14 protein-coding genes are annotated in these 14,832 nt (G+C 66.1%); 4 read left to right on the forward strand and 10 right to left on the reverse strand.

All coding sequences use genetic code 11. The annotated features are described in order from the left end of the window. Positions 1-18: 18 nt before the first annotated feature. The 10 genes from pqqE to ASC89_RS15230 form a co-directional block, all read right to left on the reverse strand. Positions 19-1,218, reverse strand: coding sequence for a pyrroloquinoline quinone biosynthesis protein PqqE (gene pqqE, locus ASC89_RS15185; RefSeq protein ID WP_055999244.1), 1,200 nt, complete (start codon positions 1,216-1,218; stop codon positions 19-21). Further along, positions 1,215-1,544: a pyrroloquinoline quinone biosynthesis peptide chaperone PqqD gene (pqqD, locus tag ASC89_RS15190; protein WP_055882757.1), complete on the reverse strand. Its 330-nt coding sequence runs from the start codon at positions 1,542-1,544 to the stop codon at positions 1,215-1,217. The genes pqqE and pqqD overlap by 4 nt, the downstream gene beginning before the upstream one ends. Then, on the reverse strand, positions 1,541-2,305 hold the full coding sequence (pqqC, locus tag ASC89_RS15195) for a pyrroloquinoline-quinone synthase PqqC (protein WP_055999247.1): 765 nt from the start codon (positions 2,303-2,305) through the stop codon (positions 1,541-1,543). The genes pqqD and pqqC overlap by 4 nt, the downstream gene beginning before the upstream one ends. Further along, on the reverse strand, positions 2,302-3,204 hold the full coding sequence (pqqB, locus tag ASC89_RS15200) for a pyrroloquinoline quinone biosynthesis protein PqqB (RefSeq protein ID WP_055999250.1): 903 nt from the start codon (positions 3,202-3,204) through the stop codon (positions 2,302-2,304). The genes pqqC and pqqB overlap by 4 nt, the downstream gene beginning before the upstream one ends. A gap of 31 nt (positions 3,205-3,235) precedes the next feature. Beyond that, positions 3,236-3,319 carry a pyrroloquinoline quinone precursor peptide PqqA gene (gene pqqA / locus ASC89_RS15205; RefSeq protein ID WP_055046352.1) on the reverse strand — a complete coding sequence of 28 codons (84 nt, stop codon included), beginning with the start codon at positions 3,317-3,319 and terminating at the stop codon, positions 3,236-3,238. Between the two features lie 101 nt (positions 3,320-3,420). Beyond that, entirely contained in the window at positions 3,421-4,488 is a 1,068-nt protein-coding gene (locus ASC89_RS15210) for a LysR family transcriptional regulator (protein WP_082533403.1), read from the reverse strand. A gap of 244 nt (positions 4,489-4,732) precedes the next feature. Next, the gene (locus ASC89_RS15215; protein ID WP_244488472.1) at positions 4,733-6,082 is read right to left on the reverse strand and encodes an aspartate aminotransferase family protein; all 1,350 of its coding nucleotides are present in this window, start codon (positions 6,080-6,082) and stop codon (positions 4,733-4,735) included. 177 nt (positions 6,083-6,259) lie between these two features. Beyond that, a complete protein-coding gene (locus ASC89_RS15220; RefSeq protein WP_244488473.1) occupies positions 6,260-6,646 on the reverse strand; it encodes a RidA family protein in 387 nt (128 codons plus the stop codon). Positions 6,647-6,664: 18 nt separating this feature from the next. Further along, positions 6,665-8,149: a M81 family metallopeptidase gene (locus tag ASC89_RS15225; RefSeq protein WP_055882764.1), complete on the reverse strand. Its 1,485-nt coding sequence runs from the start codon at positions 8,147-8,149 to the stop codon at positions 6,665-6,667. After that, positions 8,146-8,970: an IclR family transcriptional regulator gene (locus tag ASC89_RS15230; RefSeq protein WP_055882766.1), complete on the reverse strand. Its 825-nt coding sequence runs from the start codon at positions 8,968-8,970 to the stop codon at positions 8,146-8,148. The genes ASC89_RS15225 and ASC89_RS15230 overlap by 4 nt, the downstream gene beginning before the upstream one ends. 224 nt (positions 8,971-9,194) lie before the next feature. On the opposite strand from ASC89_RS15230, the gene ASC89_RS15235 reads away from it, so the two are divergent. From ASC89_RS15235 to ASC89_RS15250, 4 genes are all read left to right on the forward strand, one after another. Beyond that, positions 9,195-10,661: a M81 family metallopeptidase gene (locus ASC89_RS15235; RefSeq protein ID WP_055999256.1), complete on the forward strand. Its 1,467-nt coding sequence runs from the start codon at positions 9,195-9,197 to the stop codon at positions 10,659-10,661. After that, positions 10,652-11,950 (forward strand): amino acid aldolase, encoded by a 1,299-nt coding sequence (locus ASC89_RS15240; RefSeq protein ID WP_055999259.1) that lies wholly within the window; start codon positions 10,652-10,654, stop codon positions 11,948-11,950. The genes ASC89_RS15235 and ASC89_RS15240 overlap by 10 nt, the downstream gene beginning before the upstream one ends. Before the next feature lie 22 nt (positions 11,951-11,972). Next, complete coding sequence (locus ASC89_RS15245; RefSeq protein ID WP_055999262.1) at positions 11,973-12,743, forward strand: IclR family transcriptional regulator; 771 nt, start codon at positions 11,973-11,975, stop codon at positions 12,741-12,743. Between the two features lie 558 nt (positions 12,744-13,301). After that, positions 13,302-14,822, forward strand: coding sequence for a M81 family metallopeptidase (locus ASC89_RS15250; RefSeq protein WP_055999265.1), 1,521 nt, complete (start codon positions 13,302-13,304; stop codon positions 14,820-14,822). Positions 14,823-14,832: the final 10 nt, after the last annotated feature.

The raw sequence follows: 14,832 nt of genomic DNA on the forward strand, positions 1-14,832 counted from the left end.
TGGCTCTCGGCACGTGCCTCACAATTCCTGCTGGTCAGGCTCCAGCGTGCCACCCGCGAAGTTGCGGTAGATGTAGCGGTTCGTTCCGGTAGCAGACTCCGCTTCGGCCGTCCTGAATATCTCGTGGTGGCGCGGCGACAGGCTGCAGGCGGGGTCGGTGTTGGCGGCGCTGCCGGTGAGGGCAAAGGCCTGGCAGCGGCAGCCGCCGAAATCCTGTTCCTTGAAAGCGCAACTCTGGCACGGCTCGGGCATCCAGCCGGTGCCGCGATAGCGGTTGAAGGCGTCGGAGTTCTGCCAGATCCAGGCGATCGAGTGGTTGGAGCGGACGCTTTCGAAATCGAGCTCAGTGATGGTCTCGGCGGCATGGCAGGGCAGCACCTTGCCGGAGGGGGTGATGTTGAAGAACTGCCGGCCCCAGCCGCCCATGCATTTCTTCGGGCGGTCGGCATAATAGTCGGGAACGACATAGTCGATGTCGAGAATGCCCTTCAGGCGTTCCGAGGCTTCCTCGACGATGCGGGTGGCGTCGTCGATCTGGGCGATGGTCGGCATCAGGGCGGCGCGGTTCTTCAGCGCCCAGCCGTAATACTGGACGTTCGCCACTTCGATGCGATCGGCATCGAGCGCCACGGCCATGTCGATCATGCCGGGCAGCTGGTGGAGGTTCTGCCGGTGCATCACGGCGTTGACGGTGAGCGGCAGGCCGAGTTCGCGGGCCCAGCCGGCGGCTTCCAGTTTCTTCGAATGCCCCTTGAAGCCGGCGATGCGGTTGGCGAGTTCGGGCTCATTCCCCTGGAAGCTGATCTGGATGTGGCAGAGGCCGGCATCGGCGAGTGCCGCCAGTTTGTCGCGGCTCAGCAGCACCGCCGAGGTGATGAGGTTGGAATAGAGCCCGAGCTCGGTGGCGTGCCGGATCAGCTCGGCGAGATCCTTGCGAACCGTCGGCTCGCCACCGGAAAAGTGCACCTGCAGCACGCCGATTTCGGCGAGTTCGGTGAGCACCTGCTTCCACTCGTCGGTGCTGAGCTCGTTGCCGGCGCGCTCCATCTCGACCGGGTTGGAGCAGTAGCCGCATTGCAGCGGGCAGCGATGGGTGAGCTCGAGCAGCACGGCGAGCGGAATGCCGTAGGTTTCGGCCGCAGACTTGTTTTCGAGGATGGCGAGGCCATCCGTTGGGTCGGCGAAGACGGGGCTGGTATCGAGCAGGGTGGGGCTCATGGCGTGGCCCTCCGGGCCTCGACGACGAAGCCGGAGCCGGCGAGGTCCTGCAGCATGGCGATGACATCGGCGCCGATCTCTTCGCGCGGCGCGGCGTAGGCAGCCGCCAGCTGGTCGATGATGGCGGCGACGCTGCGCTGGCCGTCGCAGAGCTGCAGGATTTCGACGGCGATCTCGTCCGGAGCCATGACGCGCTCGGGCACCAGCAGCACCCAGCGCTGGCGAGTCTCGTCGTAGCGGAGACGGGTGCCGCGGGCGAGGGTGGGGATGCTGTCCTCGGCAACGATAAGCCGGCGCCGGGCCGCCGGAGCGGTGGCGGTGCTCATGGCGACGCCGGAACGAAGGCGCCGGGCGGCACGTGGCCCTCGACATAGGCGTGGTAGAGCGCGTCGAGCTGCACCCAGAGCACGTTGGTCTTGAAGATCAGCGCATTGCAGACCAGCTGGCGCTCGTAGGGGGTTTTGGCGTGCTGTTTGACATAGTTCAGGGCGAATTCGGAATCGCGCGGCGCCTGGGTGAGGCGGCGGCTGAAATAGCTCATCACCTCGGGGTTCACGAAGTCATAGTGCTTCAGCATGCCCGAGATGCGCTCTTCATGCAGGTTCGGTGCGAATAGCTCGGTGAGCGAGGAGGCGATGGCCTCGAGCGGCGATTTCTCGCGTACGAAATGCACATAGGCTTCGACGGCAAAGCGGGTGGCCGGCAGGATGCCCTCGGCGCTCTCGACATAATCGGTGTCGAGGCCGAGGCCCTCGGTCAGCTTGATCCAGCGCTCGATGCCGCCCTCGGTGCCGATGTCGCCGTCATGGTCGGCGATGCGGTGGCGCCATTCGATGCGGGTGTCGCGATCGCGGAAGCGCGAGATCACCACTGCGTCTTTGATCGGGATGGTCGACTGGTAATAGTAGCGGTTGAGCGCCCAGGCCTGCACCTGGCCCTGGTTGAGCTTGCCGCCATGGAGCAAGGCGTGGAACGGGTGGAGGCTGTGATAGCGGGTGGCGCCGATGAAGCGCAGCTGTTCCTCGAGCTGCTCGGGCGTATCGAGCGGGGCGTCTGCGGCGACTGAGAAAGCCGTCAGTGCAGTCATAGCGTGATCTCCATCCCGTCGGCCGGTATCTGCCAGCCGGCCTGTTCCACCGCCTGACGCTCGGGCGAGCCGGGCAGCAGGGCAGGGTTTGAATTGTTGATGTGCAGGAAGATTTTCCGCGCGATCCCGAGGCCATCGAGGGCAGGGATGGCGGCAGACATGGCCATGTGGCCCATGCGCTGGCCGGTCTTTGCCGACAGACCGAGGCGGATCATCTCGTCATCGGTGAACAGCGTGCCATCGAAGAACACCAGCTTCGCGCCGCGCAGGTAGGTTTCGACCTCGGGGGTGAGGGCAGCGCAGGCCGCGAGGAAGACCAGGCTCTCGCCGCTCGCCCGGTCGCGGATGACGAAGCCCAACGTATCGCCAGCTTCGTTGGCGCTGGTCTCCTCGACGAACAGAGCGGCCTTGCCGGGGGCGATGAAGGGGAGGATTTCGAGACCGGACGGCGTGCCATCGGGCAGCGCCGGCTCGAACGCTGCGTCGTGTGTAATGGCGATGCGGGGGACCAGCGCCGGCTTCAGCACGTTGAAGATCGAGTTGTCGGCGAGCAGGTCCAATACGCGCTGGTGACCGTAGAGGTTGAATGCCGTGCCCTCGCGCAGGTTCAACAGCCCGGCGATGGCGTCGACTTCACCATTCGAGAGGATCACGCCGGCGATTGGGCTATGGCGTAGCGCGCGCGGGTGGAGCGTCGGGGTCTGCGTGAGCTGCTGGCGGAGGTCGGGCGAGGCGTTGATCAGGAACCAGTGCGCCCGGTCGGCGCTGACGGCGATCGAGGCTTGCGTGGCCCGGAGCTCGGCATGGCTGGTGCGGGCGGCATGACAGTTGTCGCAGCCGCAATTCCATTGCGGCACCCCGCCACCCGCCGCGGTTCCCAGGACAATTATGCTGAGCATGAGGCCCGTCCCCGCGGCAGGATCGACGTGATTACTTGCGGGTCGCGCAAGCGTACATGTTGATTTCCATGCTCACCGGCACTTCGACCAGCTTGGGCTTCTTCCAGGACTTCATTGAAGTTCTCCTCACGATTCACGGCTTGGTGCCGCGAGCGAGGAGTTTAGGGAGAACGCCGGGGCCCGCACTCTATCATGCTGATAGATAAGGCCTATTGGTTAGAATTCGGAGAGAGAAGCGCGATCGAGGAAGGGCGGCGTGGGGCGAATACCGGGCAGCGCCAGGGTTTCCCCCGCGGCCTGCAGTGCATCGATCAGGCTCGCATAAGGCTCCTGCCGGCGGTATTGCGAGGCGACCAGCGCCACGATGCGCCGGGCATCGGCATTGATGCGGTAGAGCCGCACGCCGTCGAGCGAGGCGTTGCCGCTGACGGTGGAGAGCGCCGGGGCGAGGCAGATGCCGGAGCCGGCGCGAACCAGCCCGATCGCCACTTCGAAGCTGCGGCACTGGGCGACGACGCGATGCTCGGGCAGCATCTGGTCGTACCAATCGGCGACGCGCTTGGCGTGCTGGGTGCCGAAGATGAACTGGATCGAGCGGTTGAGCATGGCCCAGTCTGGCGGCGCCAGTTCGCGCGGGTCGGCGATGTCGTCGAGGTTCAACTGCTCGGGGACGACGAGCACATAGGGGTCTTCGATGATGGGGATCTGCAGGAAGCCGACACTGGCCTCGGCCACCGAGTTGGCGGCAAGCAGGCCGATGCTGACGCGGCGGCCATAGAGCATCTCGAGGATGTCGGCGGGGGCGCTTTCCTGGATGTCGAAGTCGATATCCGGGAATTTGGACTGGGTGCTGGTCAGCGCCGCCGGCAGTACGACGCGCAGCACCGAATTGATGCCGGCGAGGCGGACGGTAACGCGGTGGCCGCCGCTGAACTGGCCGAGTCCATCCTCGAGATCCTGCATGTTGCGGAGGATCTGTTCGGCGCGGGGCAAGAGGTAGGTGCCGGCCTCGGTCAGCGTCATCTCGTTGGAGTGACGCCGGAACAGCCTTGTGCCGACAGTGGTCTCGAGTTTCGACAGCTGCTGCGACAGCGAAGGCTGGGCGAGGCCCAACTGCTTGGCCGCACGGGTCAGGGTTTCGGAATGGGCGACGGCCCAGAAGATGCGGAGCTGATGCAGGGTGATTTCCGGACGACGGGCGCGCAACGCGGTGCGCTGGCGCCCGGTCTGCAGCAGGGCGCCGAGATCCGCGGGGAGGGTCCGATCTTCGTCGTCGTCGGTCATATCGCTATTCCTAATGCAGGATTGGGCTTAGCGCGAGACGGCAGTCGGATGGCCAATGATGAGGATTGGGGGCGGGGGTGGGACGGCGCCGCCGATCGGCTGGCGCGGGCTGACCCCCACCCCTGTCCCCTCCCCGCAAGGGGGAGGGAGACCAAAACACTGACATCGAGGCAATCGTCTCCCTCCCCCTTGCGGGGAGGGATTAAGGGTGGGGGTCAGCCCGCGCCGGCGGCAGTAGCAGGCGTTACAGCGTCCCCTTGGCCTTCAGTTCACGCACCGCATCCTGCATCGCCGCTAGCGTGTCGTTGATCACGCCGGCATCGTGCTCGCTGGAGAGGAACCAGGCGCCACGTTCGAGAGCGCGGACGCCGCGATACATCAGGGCGGTGGTCAGCGCGATGTAGGCGGGGCGGTTCATCCCGGCGAGATCGCGGAAATCGCGGGCCGGCTTGTCGAGGCCGAGGGCGACGTGGAAGACCTGCGGGAAGCCGACCACCGAGGCGGTGACGCCGGCCGAGGCGAAGATTTCCTTGAAGCCTTCCTGCAGCGCAGTGCCGGCAACGCCGATCTTCTTGTAAAGCGCTGGGGTCAGCGACTTCAGCGTCGCGGCGGTCGCCGCCATGGCGATCGGCTGAGCGTTGTAGGTGCCGCCATGAACGACGCCGCCCGAGGTGAACATGTCCATCAGGTCGGCGCGACCGGCAATCGCTGCCACCGGGAAACCGTTGGCGATGGCCTTGCCGAAGGTCGAGAGGTCCGGGGTGACGCCGAACAGTTCCTGCGCGCCGCCGGGAGCGAGGCGGAAACCGGTGATGACTTCGTCGAAGATCAGGATGGTGCCGGTCCTGGAGCAGGCTTCGCGGACGCCTTCGAGGTAGCCGGGGAGCGGGTGCACCGCACCCTGGTTGCACATCGCCGCTTCCATGATTACGGCGGCGATATCGCCCTCGGCGAGGCGCGCCGTGAGCAGTTCGAGATTGTTCCAGGGCAGGACGACGAGGGTATCGGCAGTGTCCTTGAGCTGGCCCTTCGAGCCGATCACCGGGACCGGCGCATCGGCCGGACCGGCCGCGTCGAGGGCCGGCGCGGTGGACCACAGCACGTTGTCGAACCAGCCGTGATAGTGGCCTTCGAACTTCAGGATCTTGGTGCGGCCGGTGGCGGCACGGGCGAGGCGCATGGCCGCCTGGTCGACCTCGGAGCCGGAGGAGCCGAAGCGCATGCGCTCGGCCGACGGCACCAGTTCGCAGACAAGGCGGGCAGCCTCGGCTTCGATGGCGGTCTGTCCGGCGAACAGGATGCCGTTGTCGATCTGCGACTTCACCGCATCGACCAGCGCCTGCGGCTTATGGCCGAGGATCATCGGGCCCATGCCGAGGTAGTAGTCGATCAGCCGGTTGCCATCGACGTCGTAGAGATAGGCGCCTTCGCCACGCTCGAACACCAGCGGGGTGGGCGAGATGTTGAGGCGGAAATTGCTGTTCACGCCGCCGGAGATCCACTGCGAGTTGGTGCGGATCGCCTCGACGGATTTATCGAAGCTGAGCGGGCGTGACTGAGCAGCCGATGGTGCGGCAGGGGATGTAACGGTCAACGCGGGACTCCTCAATCTTCTAAGTCCAAGTGGCCCCAGGGCCTGAAAGTTGTAAATGGCCGCCGGTTTCGCGAGGCGAAAAAATGGGCGGAAAGCCGATAAAGCCGGCACTAGTGCATTTTGATTTGGTCGCGCTTTCGAACCGGAAAAGTCTCACAACTTTTCCTGAAAGCGCTCCTATGCTTTGGAGTTCTTGGCGACGGCAATGCAGTCGATCTCGTAGCGGAGCGCCGCGCCGAGGCAATTGGTGATGGTGGTGCGGGCCGGGAACGGCGCCTGGAAATACTCGGGATAGATGCGGTTGTAGAGCGCGAGGTCCGCGTCATCGCGCACATAGTTGCGGGTCTGGACCACGTGGGCGAGGTCGCTGCCGGCGTCTTCCAGCACCTTGCGCAGGTTCTCGATCGAGCGGCGCATCTCGCCCTCGAAACTGTCCGAGACGATCTTGCCGGTGGCGTCCACCGAGGCCTGGCCGGAAACAAAGATCAGTTCGCCGACCTTGGTGGCCGGGCTGAATGGCAGATGCGAGCGCGGGGTATCCGGCGCGCTGGGATATTCGATCATCATGGGCTCCAAGAAATCTCAACTGATCGGGAAGACGGACTTCCGAAGCCGCTGGTAGGGCAGGGTCTTGAGGGCACTGGTGCAGGGGCCCGGCGTGGTGACGGTGTAGCTGCCCTTGGCGATCTTGTCGTAGGCGCGGCGGTGGGCGACGGCCGCCTTGACGCCGATCACCGACAGCTGCTCGGGAATGATGCCCTGCGAACGCAGCTGGCCGAGATCGAAGGGCGGGGTCTTGCGGCTCGACAGGAGGATCTTGATGCCGTTGGCCTCGACCACTGCCGAGGGCCCCATATTGTAGTGGATGCCCTGCATGGCGGCGAGGTGGCTGTGGCGATCCTCGAGGGTAAAGGCGCCATCGGAGCGGCTGACGAAGCTGACTTCGAGCTCCACCGGACCAGGGTCGAGCCGACTGCCCTTGCCGCCGATCGACAGGGTGCGCCTGTCGCCCGGTTTGGCGCCATCGAGCGCGCGAACCGCGGCGGCATCGGCGATGGCGACGGCGGCATTGGTGATGCCGTGGCGGAGGAAGCCGCGCAGCACCGGGGTGCAATCGCCGGGCGCGCCACCACCGATATTGTCGGAGGGCTCGACGATGACATAGGGCCCGCCGGGCAAGGACTTCACCTCAGTGAGTGCGGCGTCGAGATCCCATTCGGTGGGGATGCCGAGCTCGCGCAGCTCGATGGCGAGGTTTTCCAGCCGGTCGAGAGCCGACTTGGCGTCGGCATCGCTGCCGGTGGTGGTGACCGAGAAGGCGACGCCGGCATCGGGGATGTCGGAGAACGAATAGCCGGCGACGACGTTGACGGTCCAGATTTTCGGGTTTTCGGCTTCGATCTGGCGGGCCAGCGCTTCGAGGTCGCGCATCGGGCGGTCGGCGGTGCCAACGCCGGTCGGGGCCCAGATGATCGGAGCGTTGCGGGCGAGCATGTGCGGCAGCGCGCCCTCGCGCAGTGCGCGGGCAAGGAGCTGGGCCGAGCGCACCGCGGACTCATTGGCGTCGGTATGCGGGTTCTCGCGGTAGGCGACGAGGCCATTGGCGTTCTTCGCCATGGCGGCGGTGAAAGTGGCGTGAAGATCGAAGACGCCGAACAGCGGCAGCGTCTCGGCGCCCGGCACCTGGCGGATGCGCGCCAGCAGCTCGCCTTCCGGATCGACGCTCTGGGTAGTGACCATGGCGCCGTGCAGCGCCAGCCAGATACCGTCGAGACCGCCGTCGGCGAGCGCCGCTGCGAGTCCGGCGCGCAGTTCGCTCCAGAACAGCTCGAACACCGCGTGGTCGGCTGTGCCGGAGGGGAGGGCAGAGAAGTCGGCGACCGGCACAACCTCCCAGCCCTCGGTTTCGGCGACCTCGAGGAAACCATCGATGGTCGAGCCGTCGCCGCGCCGCGCCGTTACTGCGCTGCCGCGGTTGATGGTGAACTCGCTAAGCCCGGTGATTTCGTCGACGAAGGTGTGGGTCTCGTGGAACAGGCCGGCGAGGAGGATGCGAGGCTTGGTCATTTGGAGCTCGGATGCGGCGCGTGATGGGTCATTTCGGCGGTGATTTCGGCAAGGCTGGCGACGAGGAGCTTGCCCAGCCGCTCGATATTGTCGGGCTCGTAACGAGCCGAGGGGCCGGCAATGCTGACGGCGGCAATAGCGTCACCGCCGGGCCCGAAGATCGGTGCGGCGACGCAGGCGCTGCCCATCTCGTTCTCTTCGAACTCGGTGGCCCAGCCGAGGGTGCGGCAGCGCTCGAGCACCGTCTCGAGCGCCTCGGGGTCGGTGATGGTGCGCGAGGTCGCGGCCGGCAGGTTGCCGACCGAATAGATGATCCGGCGGAAGTTGAGCGGCTGATGCGCGAGGAGCGCCCGGCCGCAGGCGGTGGAGTGATAGGCGGCGCGGGTGCCGGAATAGGAGGAAACGCGCAGCGACTGGCTGCCCTCGAGGCTTTCGACGATCACCGCGTCGGTCGGGCCGGGAAGCGCCAGGTTCACCGTCTCGCGCGTCGTGGCGCAGAGCCGGATCAGGTGCGGGCGGGCGATGGCGGCGATATCGAGCCGACGCTCGACCGCCTTGCCGTAGACCAGGTGCTGCAAGCTCAGCCGATAGGCCCCGGCCTTGGCGTCGCGCTCGGTGAGCCCGACATCGACGAGCGCGCTGACCAGGTTGAACGCGGTGGTCTTGGCGAGGCCGGTGCGGATCGCCAGGTCGCGCAGCGATACCCAATCACCGCCGGCCATGGCGTCGAGCAGCGCCTTGGCGCGAGCGACCGACTGAATACGGGCTTCGGCGGTGGGGAGGCTGGTCTGCGCGTTGTCAGGGGCGCTGGTTCTGGGCATTGGCACGGTCTCTCGCGGCTGGTTCCACATTGTAGAACAGTCGCCGGATGGCTGTTACCGGCGCAATAAGACACGAGCGCCGGCATGGCGCAAGCAGTTAGACCAGCTTTTGTCGAGATGCGACCTCGGTAGAGTTGACAGCTCGGCTGCCAACATCTTTACATTCTCCGCGGCCAACGAAAGGCCGTTCCATCATATAGGATGGATGGCAGGGAGCGGATGTGTTGCGGGTCTTTGTAGCGTCGCTGGCCACCGAAACGAATACGTTCTCGCCGCTGTTCGTCGATCGCAGCGCGTTCGAGGAAGCCTTCTACTGCCCGCCCGGCACGCATCCGGATACGCCGACGCTCTGTTCGGCGCCGATGGTCGCAGCGCGACGCCGGGCGAAGACCGACGGTTTCACGCTGATCGAGGGCACCGCCACCTGGGGCGAGCCGGCAGGGCTGGTCTCGCAAGGCGCCTATGAGAGCCTCCGAGACGAAATCCTCGACCAGCTCAGGGCGGCGATGCCGGTCGATATCGTGCTCTATGGCCTGCACGGTGCCATGGTGGCGCGCGGCTATGACGACTGCGAGGGGGACCTGCTGGCGCGGACGCGCCAGATCGTCGGGCCCGACGTGGTGGTCGGCGCCGAACTCGACATGCACCATCACCTGACGCGACAGCGGGTCGACAATGCCGACGTACTGGTGGCGTTCAAGGAGTTCCCGCACACCGATTTTCTGGCGCGCGCCGAGGATCTGGTGGAGCTCTGCCTCCGCACGGCGCGCGGCGAGATCGAGCCGGTGACCGAAGTGTTCGATCTTCGCTCGCTTACCGCCGCGTTCATGACCAGCCGTGAGCCGGGGCGGAGCTTTGTCGACAAGCTGATAGAGCTCGAAGGCAAGGACGGCATCCTGTCGATCTCGGTGACGCACGGCTTCGCGCCCGCCGATGTCGCCGATGTCGGCTGCAAGGTCTTCGTGGTGGCCGATGGTGAGGGCAACCGCGCCAAGGCCAAGGCGCTGGCCGAGCAGCTGGGGCGCGAGATCCTCGGCTGGCCGCCGGGCGCGGCAGCGCCCTATCACTACAAGCCCGAGGAGGCGATCCAGCAGGCGCTGGCCGAGCCGGGTCAGCCGATCGTCTTTGCCGATCGCTGGGACAACCCGGGCGGCGGCGTTGCCGGGGATTCCTCGGTGATGATCGACACACTCTTGGCGCATCCGGAGATCCCGTCGGCCATCGGCGCGCTGTGGGATCCGATCGCGGTGCAGTTTTGCCGCGCGGCGGGCGTCGGCGCGGCGATCCGGCTGCGCTTCTGCGGCAAGGTGTCGGAAACCTCCGGCCATCCGGTCGATGCCGACGTGGTGGTCAAGGCCGTGTCGGACAACCTGCTGATCCCGTTCGAGCAGAGCTGGGTGTCGCTCGGGCCGGCCGCGGCGATCAGCATCGGCAATGTCGATATCGTCCTCGCCACCGGGCGGTCGCAAACCTTCAGCCCACCGGCTTTCACCAAGCTCGGCATCGACCTCGCGGCCAAGAAGGTCGTGGTGGTGAAGTCGTCGAACCACTTCTATGCCGCATTCTCCAAGATCGCGGCGAAGATCCATTATCTCGATACCGGCGGGCCGTTCCCGAGCGATCCCAAAATGATCCCGTACACCAAGCTTCGCCGCCCCATCTATCCGCTGGACCCCCACCCATGGCTCTGATCCCTCGTCTCGACCTCGCCGCCCTCGATCGCCAGCCGCTCGACCCCTTGACCAAGGGGCTGCCGTTCGATGCGCCGCAGCTGACGGTGGGCGAGGTCGGCCAGCAGGGCTGGAACGTGCTGAAAGGCGACATGCCGCTGCCGCTGGCGGTGATCCGGCAGGAGGTGGTGCGCGCCAACAGTCAATGGATGAGCGCCTTCACCGGGGACAACGACCTGGTGATCGCGCCGCATGGCAAGACCACGATGTCGCCAGCTTTGTTCGACCTGCAGGTGGCCGATGGCGCCTGGGCGATCACCGTCGCTACGGTGCAGCAACTCAGCGTCTGCGTGCGCTTCGGGGTGAAGCGGGTGCTGATCGCCAACCAGCCGGTCGGCACGCAGGCGATCGATGCCTGCTTCAGGGCGCTGCAGGGCGACGGGTTCGAACTCTACTGCCTCGCCGACGGGCTGCCGGGGCTGCAACTGCTGGCCGACGGCGCGAAGCGCAACCCGCCGCCCAAGGGCAACCCACTGCGTGTGCTGGTCGAGATCGGCTTTCTCGGCGGGCGCACCGGAGCGCGGACCCGCGAACAGGCGATGGAAGTGGCGCGCGTCGTCGCGTCGACGCCGGGGCTGGTGCTGGGCGGGTTCGAGTGTTTCGAAGGCCTGCTGCCGACACCGGAGGCGGCCGATGGGCTGATCGACGATGTGGCGGCGCTGGCGGTCAGCGCGCTCGCCGAAGGGTTGTTCCGCGATGGCCAGCCGGTGGTGGTGAGCGCCGGCGGCTCGGCCTTTTTCGATCGCGTCGGCACGCGCTTCAACCAGGTGGCGTTCGCGCGCCCGGTGGTCAAGGTGCTGCGCTCGGGCTGCTACCTGACGCACGACTCGATTTCCTACGCCGCCGCGTTCGAACGGATCATCAACGACACCTCGCTGAAGCTGCCGGAGGGGCGGCTCGAGGCGGCGCTGGAAGTCTGGGCCTATGTGCAGTCGCGCCCCGAGGACGGGCGCACCGTGCTGACCATGGGCAAGCGCGACATCAGCTTCGATGCCGGCATGCCGGTGCCGCTGCGCTGGTTCCGGCCGGGCCGGATGACGAGGCCCGAGGCGATGCCGGCGGGGCACACGGTGGTGGCGCTCAACGACCAGCACTGCCACATGACCACGCCCGCCGACAGCCCGCTCGAGGCCGGCGACATGGTGGCGTTCGGCATCGGGCACCCGTGCACGACCTTCGACAAGTGGCAGATGCTGGTGCTGGTCGACGAGGACTACGGCGTCACGGCCGCCCTCAAGACGTTCTTCTGACCGATCAACCAAGGGGTAAGCGATGAGCAAGTCTGGTGGCGACTATATCGTTCTTCCTGTGATGAAGGCCCTGCAGGTGCTGGATTACGTGGCGCGGCAGGGGCACGACGTGACGCTGACCGAGACGGTGCAGGAACTGAAGCTGCCCAAGACCACGGTGTTCCGCTACCTGCAGACGCTGTCGGCGGCGCAGTTTCTCGAGCACGACCTGAAGCGCGACCGCTATGGCGTGGGCAGCAAGTTCCGCTCGCTGGCGCGGGTCGACCAGGAGTTGCAGGGCTTGCGCGATATCGCCCAGCCGGAGATGCGGACGCTGATGGAGACCTTCCACGAGACGGTGAACCTCGCCGTGCTGTCGGAGAACGAGGTGGTCTACATCGATATGCTGGAGCCCGGCCGGCCGTTGCGCGCCAATGCGCGGATCGGCCACCGGCATCCGGCGCACTCGACCTCGCTGGGCAAGGCCATGATGGCCTTCCTGCCCGATGCCGACGCGCTGGCGCTCAGCAGCGAGCTGCCGCAGCGGACCATCAACACGCTGACCGATGCCGACAAGCTCAGGCGGCAGGTCGATGACGTGCGGCGGCGCGGCTACGCCATCGAAGTGGGCGAGAACGAGGACGGGCTGATGTGCATCGGCGTGCCGATCCTCGACCGGACCGGCTACCCGGTGGCGGCAATGAGCCTCTCCGCGCCGGAGCGGCGGATGAAGCCGGAACTCACCATGGTGGCGGCCGATGCGCTGAAGGGCGCCGCCAAGCGGATTTCCACACATCTGTCGGCGCAGCACTAGGGCGTTTGCGGCGCGCCGGAGAAGCTGGTGGGCTCGACCCTTGACCAACCCACCGGCTGTCATCCCAGCGAGCGCTCATAGGCGCTAAGTTAGGGGCGCGCCCCACCCACCGGGTCATTCCCGCGAAAGCGGGAACCTCTGTTTTCTCGCCGGCGGCACTATCGCAAACGGAGTTCCCCGCTTTCGCGGGGATGACACCGAGTTTGGGGGACAGGCAACCGAAATCCTACCTTAGCGCCTATGAGCTTTCGCTGGGATGACATCGTAGGTGGGGTGATCGTGTTGGGTTAGCCGAGAGGTCCTTCACCCTTTCTCCCAGCCACTCCTAAGGTCGATACTCCCACTCGCCGTTGTTCCCTCTGACGAAACTCCACGTCATTGACACCATTTTGGGCCGTTAATAGCGTGATGATCTACGGGTGCGCCCTGTGATCGCAATGGCTTAGCGCTCCGTTTCCGAGACTATTCTGAAGTTCTTCGCCTTTGGAGAACCGATACGACTGTTCACCGCGCCAAACCTCATTTGGCGGGACGGGATGGCGTTGCCGGAGATTGGCTTTGCGTATTGCCGTTATTCACGTCGCCCAGGAAACCAACGACTTCAATCCGGTCCTCACCACGATGGCGGACTATGAGGCGTTCGGCATCTACGAGGGTCGCGACATCATCGAGAAGCTGCGCGGGCTCGGGCAGGTCGGCGGCTTCCTGGAGGTGATCGAGAAGTCCGGTCTCGACATCGAGATCGTGCCGATCATCCGTGCCTGGGCGGTGGCCGGCGGGCGGATCGACCGGGCCTCTTACGATTATTTCGATGACAAGATCCGCGAAGGACTCAAGGCGGCGCTGGCCGAGGGGCCGATCGACGGGTTGGCGCTGCAGCTGCATGGGGCCTGCGCCGCCGAAGGGATCGACGATGTCGAGGGCGAACAGGCAGCGCTCTGTCGGCAAATCCTCGGGCCGAACGTGCCGATCGTCCTGGGGCTCGATCACCACGCCAACGTGACGCAGAAGATGGTCGACAGCGTCGACGCCATCGTCGGACACCGGACGCAGCCGCATGACACGTTCGATACCGGGGTGATCGGCACCGAGCTGCTTCTCAAGATCCTCACGAAGAAGCTCAGGCCGACCACGGCGTGGCGGAAGATCCCGCTGGTGTCGCACCAGGAGCAGTTCCTCACCTCGAAGGGGCCGATGCAGGTCTGGTTCGACCGGGCGCGCGCCATGGAAGCAGATCCGCGGGTGCTGCAGGCGTCGAACTACCCGATGCAGCCCTGGCTGGATGTGGCCGAGGGCGGCTGGGCGACCATTGTCGTCACCGACAACGACCAGGCGCTGGCCGAGAAACTGGCGGACGAACTGGCCGATCTCTGCTGGTCGCTGCGTGACGACTTCCAGGTGCGCGAGGCGGTGTCGATCGACGATGCGGTGCGCATGGCGGATGCCGAGCCCGAGGGTATCGTGGTGCTCTCCGACACCGGCGACACGGTGTTCGGCGGCTCGGCCGGCGACAGCAACCTGATCCTCGAGGCGATGCTCCGGCTGAAGATCAAGAGCAAGGCGCTGGTGCCGCTGATCTCGCCGGGTGCGGCGAAGACCCTCAGCGAAGCCGGCGAGGGCGCTCAGGTGACGTTGCTGCTCGGCGGCGATGCGGCGACTGAGTTCTTCACCCCGCTCGAAGTGACGGGCACGGTGCGGACCGTCGGCGGCGGCATGATCCACATCACCGACGGCCACCAGAACGAGGTCGATCTCGGCCAGGCGGTGATCTTCGATGTCGGGCCGATCACCATGATGATCACCGAGCTGCGTGGGCTCGCCGGCAACCTGCCGCAGCTCTACGAGGCGATGGGGGTGGACCCGCGCGACTACAAGATCGCGGTGCTGAAGACAGCGTCGAACTTCCAGTATTTCGCGCCGCTGACCTCGCGGGTGATCCGCGCCGATACGCGCGGCCCCGGCCAGTCGGATGTGTTCACGCTGCCATGGAAGCGGGTGCCGCGGCCGATGTACCCGCTCGATCGGGTCCCGGACTGGCGCGCCGTGTCGTCGCAGCCGGGACCAAGCCGGCGGACCTGATTTCATTCTG

The organism is Devosia sp. Root413D1 (genome assembly GCF_001425235.1).
Taxonomy (GTDB): domain Bacteria; phylum Pseudomonadota; class Alphaproteobacteria; order Rhizobiales; family Devosiaceae; genus Devosia_A.

What these genes read in the sequence shown, in the direction of transcription:
- pqqE (WP_055999244.1), bottom strand. Translation starts at nt 1,218, where the DNA reads ATGAGCCCCACCCTGCTCGATACCAGCCCCGTCTTCGCCGACCCAACG.
- pqqD (WP_055882757.1), bottom strand. Translation starts at nt 1,544, where the DNA reads ATGAGCACCGCCACCGCTCCGGCGGCCCGGCGCCGGCTTATCGTTGCC.
- pqqC (WP_055999247.1), bottom strand. Translation starts at nt 2,305, where the DNA reads ATGACTGCACTGACGGCTTTCTCAGTCGCCGCAGACGCCCCGCTCGAT.
- pqqB (WP_055999250.1), bottom strand. Translation starts at nt 3,204, where the DNA reads ATGCTCAGCATAATTGTCCTGGGAACCGCGGCGGGTGGCGGGGTGCCG.
- pqqA (WP_055046352.1), bottom strand. Translation starts at nt 3,319, where the DNA reads ATGAAGTCCTGGAAGAAGCCCAAGCTGGTCGAAGTGCCGGTGAGCATG.
- ASC89_RS15210 (WP_082533403.1), bottom strand. Translation starts at nt 4,488, where the DNA reads ATGACCGACGACGACGAAGATCGGACCCTCCCCGCGGATCTCGGCGCC.
- ASC89_RS15220 (WP_244488473.1), bottom strand. Translation starts at nt 6,646, where the DNA reads ATGATCGAATATCCCAGCGCGCCGGATACCCCGCGCTCGCATCTGCCA.
- ASC89_RS15225 (WP_055882764.1), bottom strand. Translation starts at nt 8,149, where the DNA reads ATGACCAAGCCTCGCATCCTCCTCGCCGGCCTGTTCCACGAGACCCAC.
- ASC89_RS15230 (WP_055882766.1), bottom strand. Translation starts at nt 8,970, where the DNA reads ATGCCCAGAACCAGCGCCCCTGACAACGCGCAGACCAGCCTCCCCACC.
- ASC89_RS15240 (WP_055999259.1), top strand. Translation starts at nt 10,652, where the DNA reads ATGGCTCTGATCCCTCGTCTCGACCTCGCCGCCCTCGATCGCCAGCCG.
- ASC89_RS15245 (WP_055999262.1), top strand. Translation starts at nt 11,973, where the DNA reads ATGAGCAAGTCTGGTGGCGACTATATCGTTCTTCCTGTGATGAAGGCC.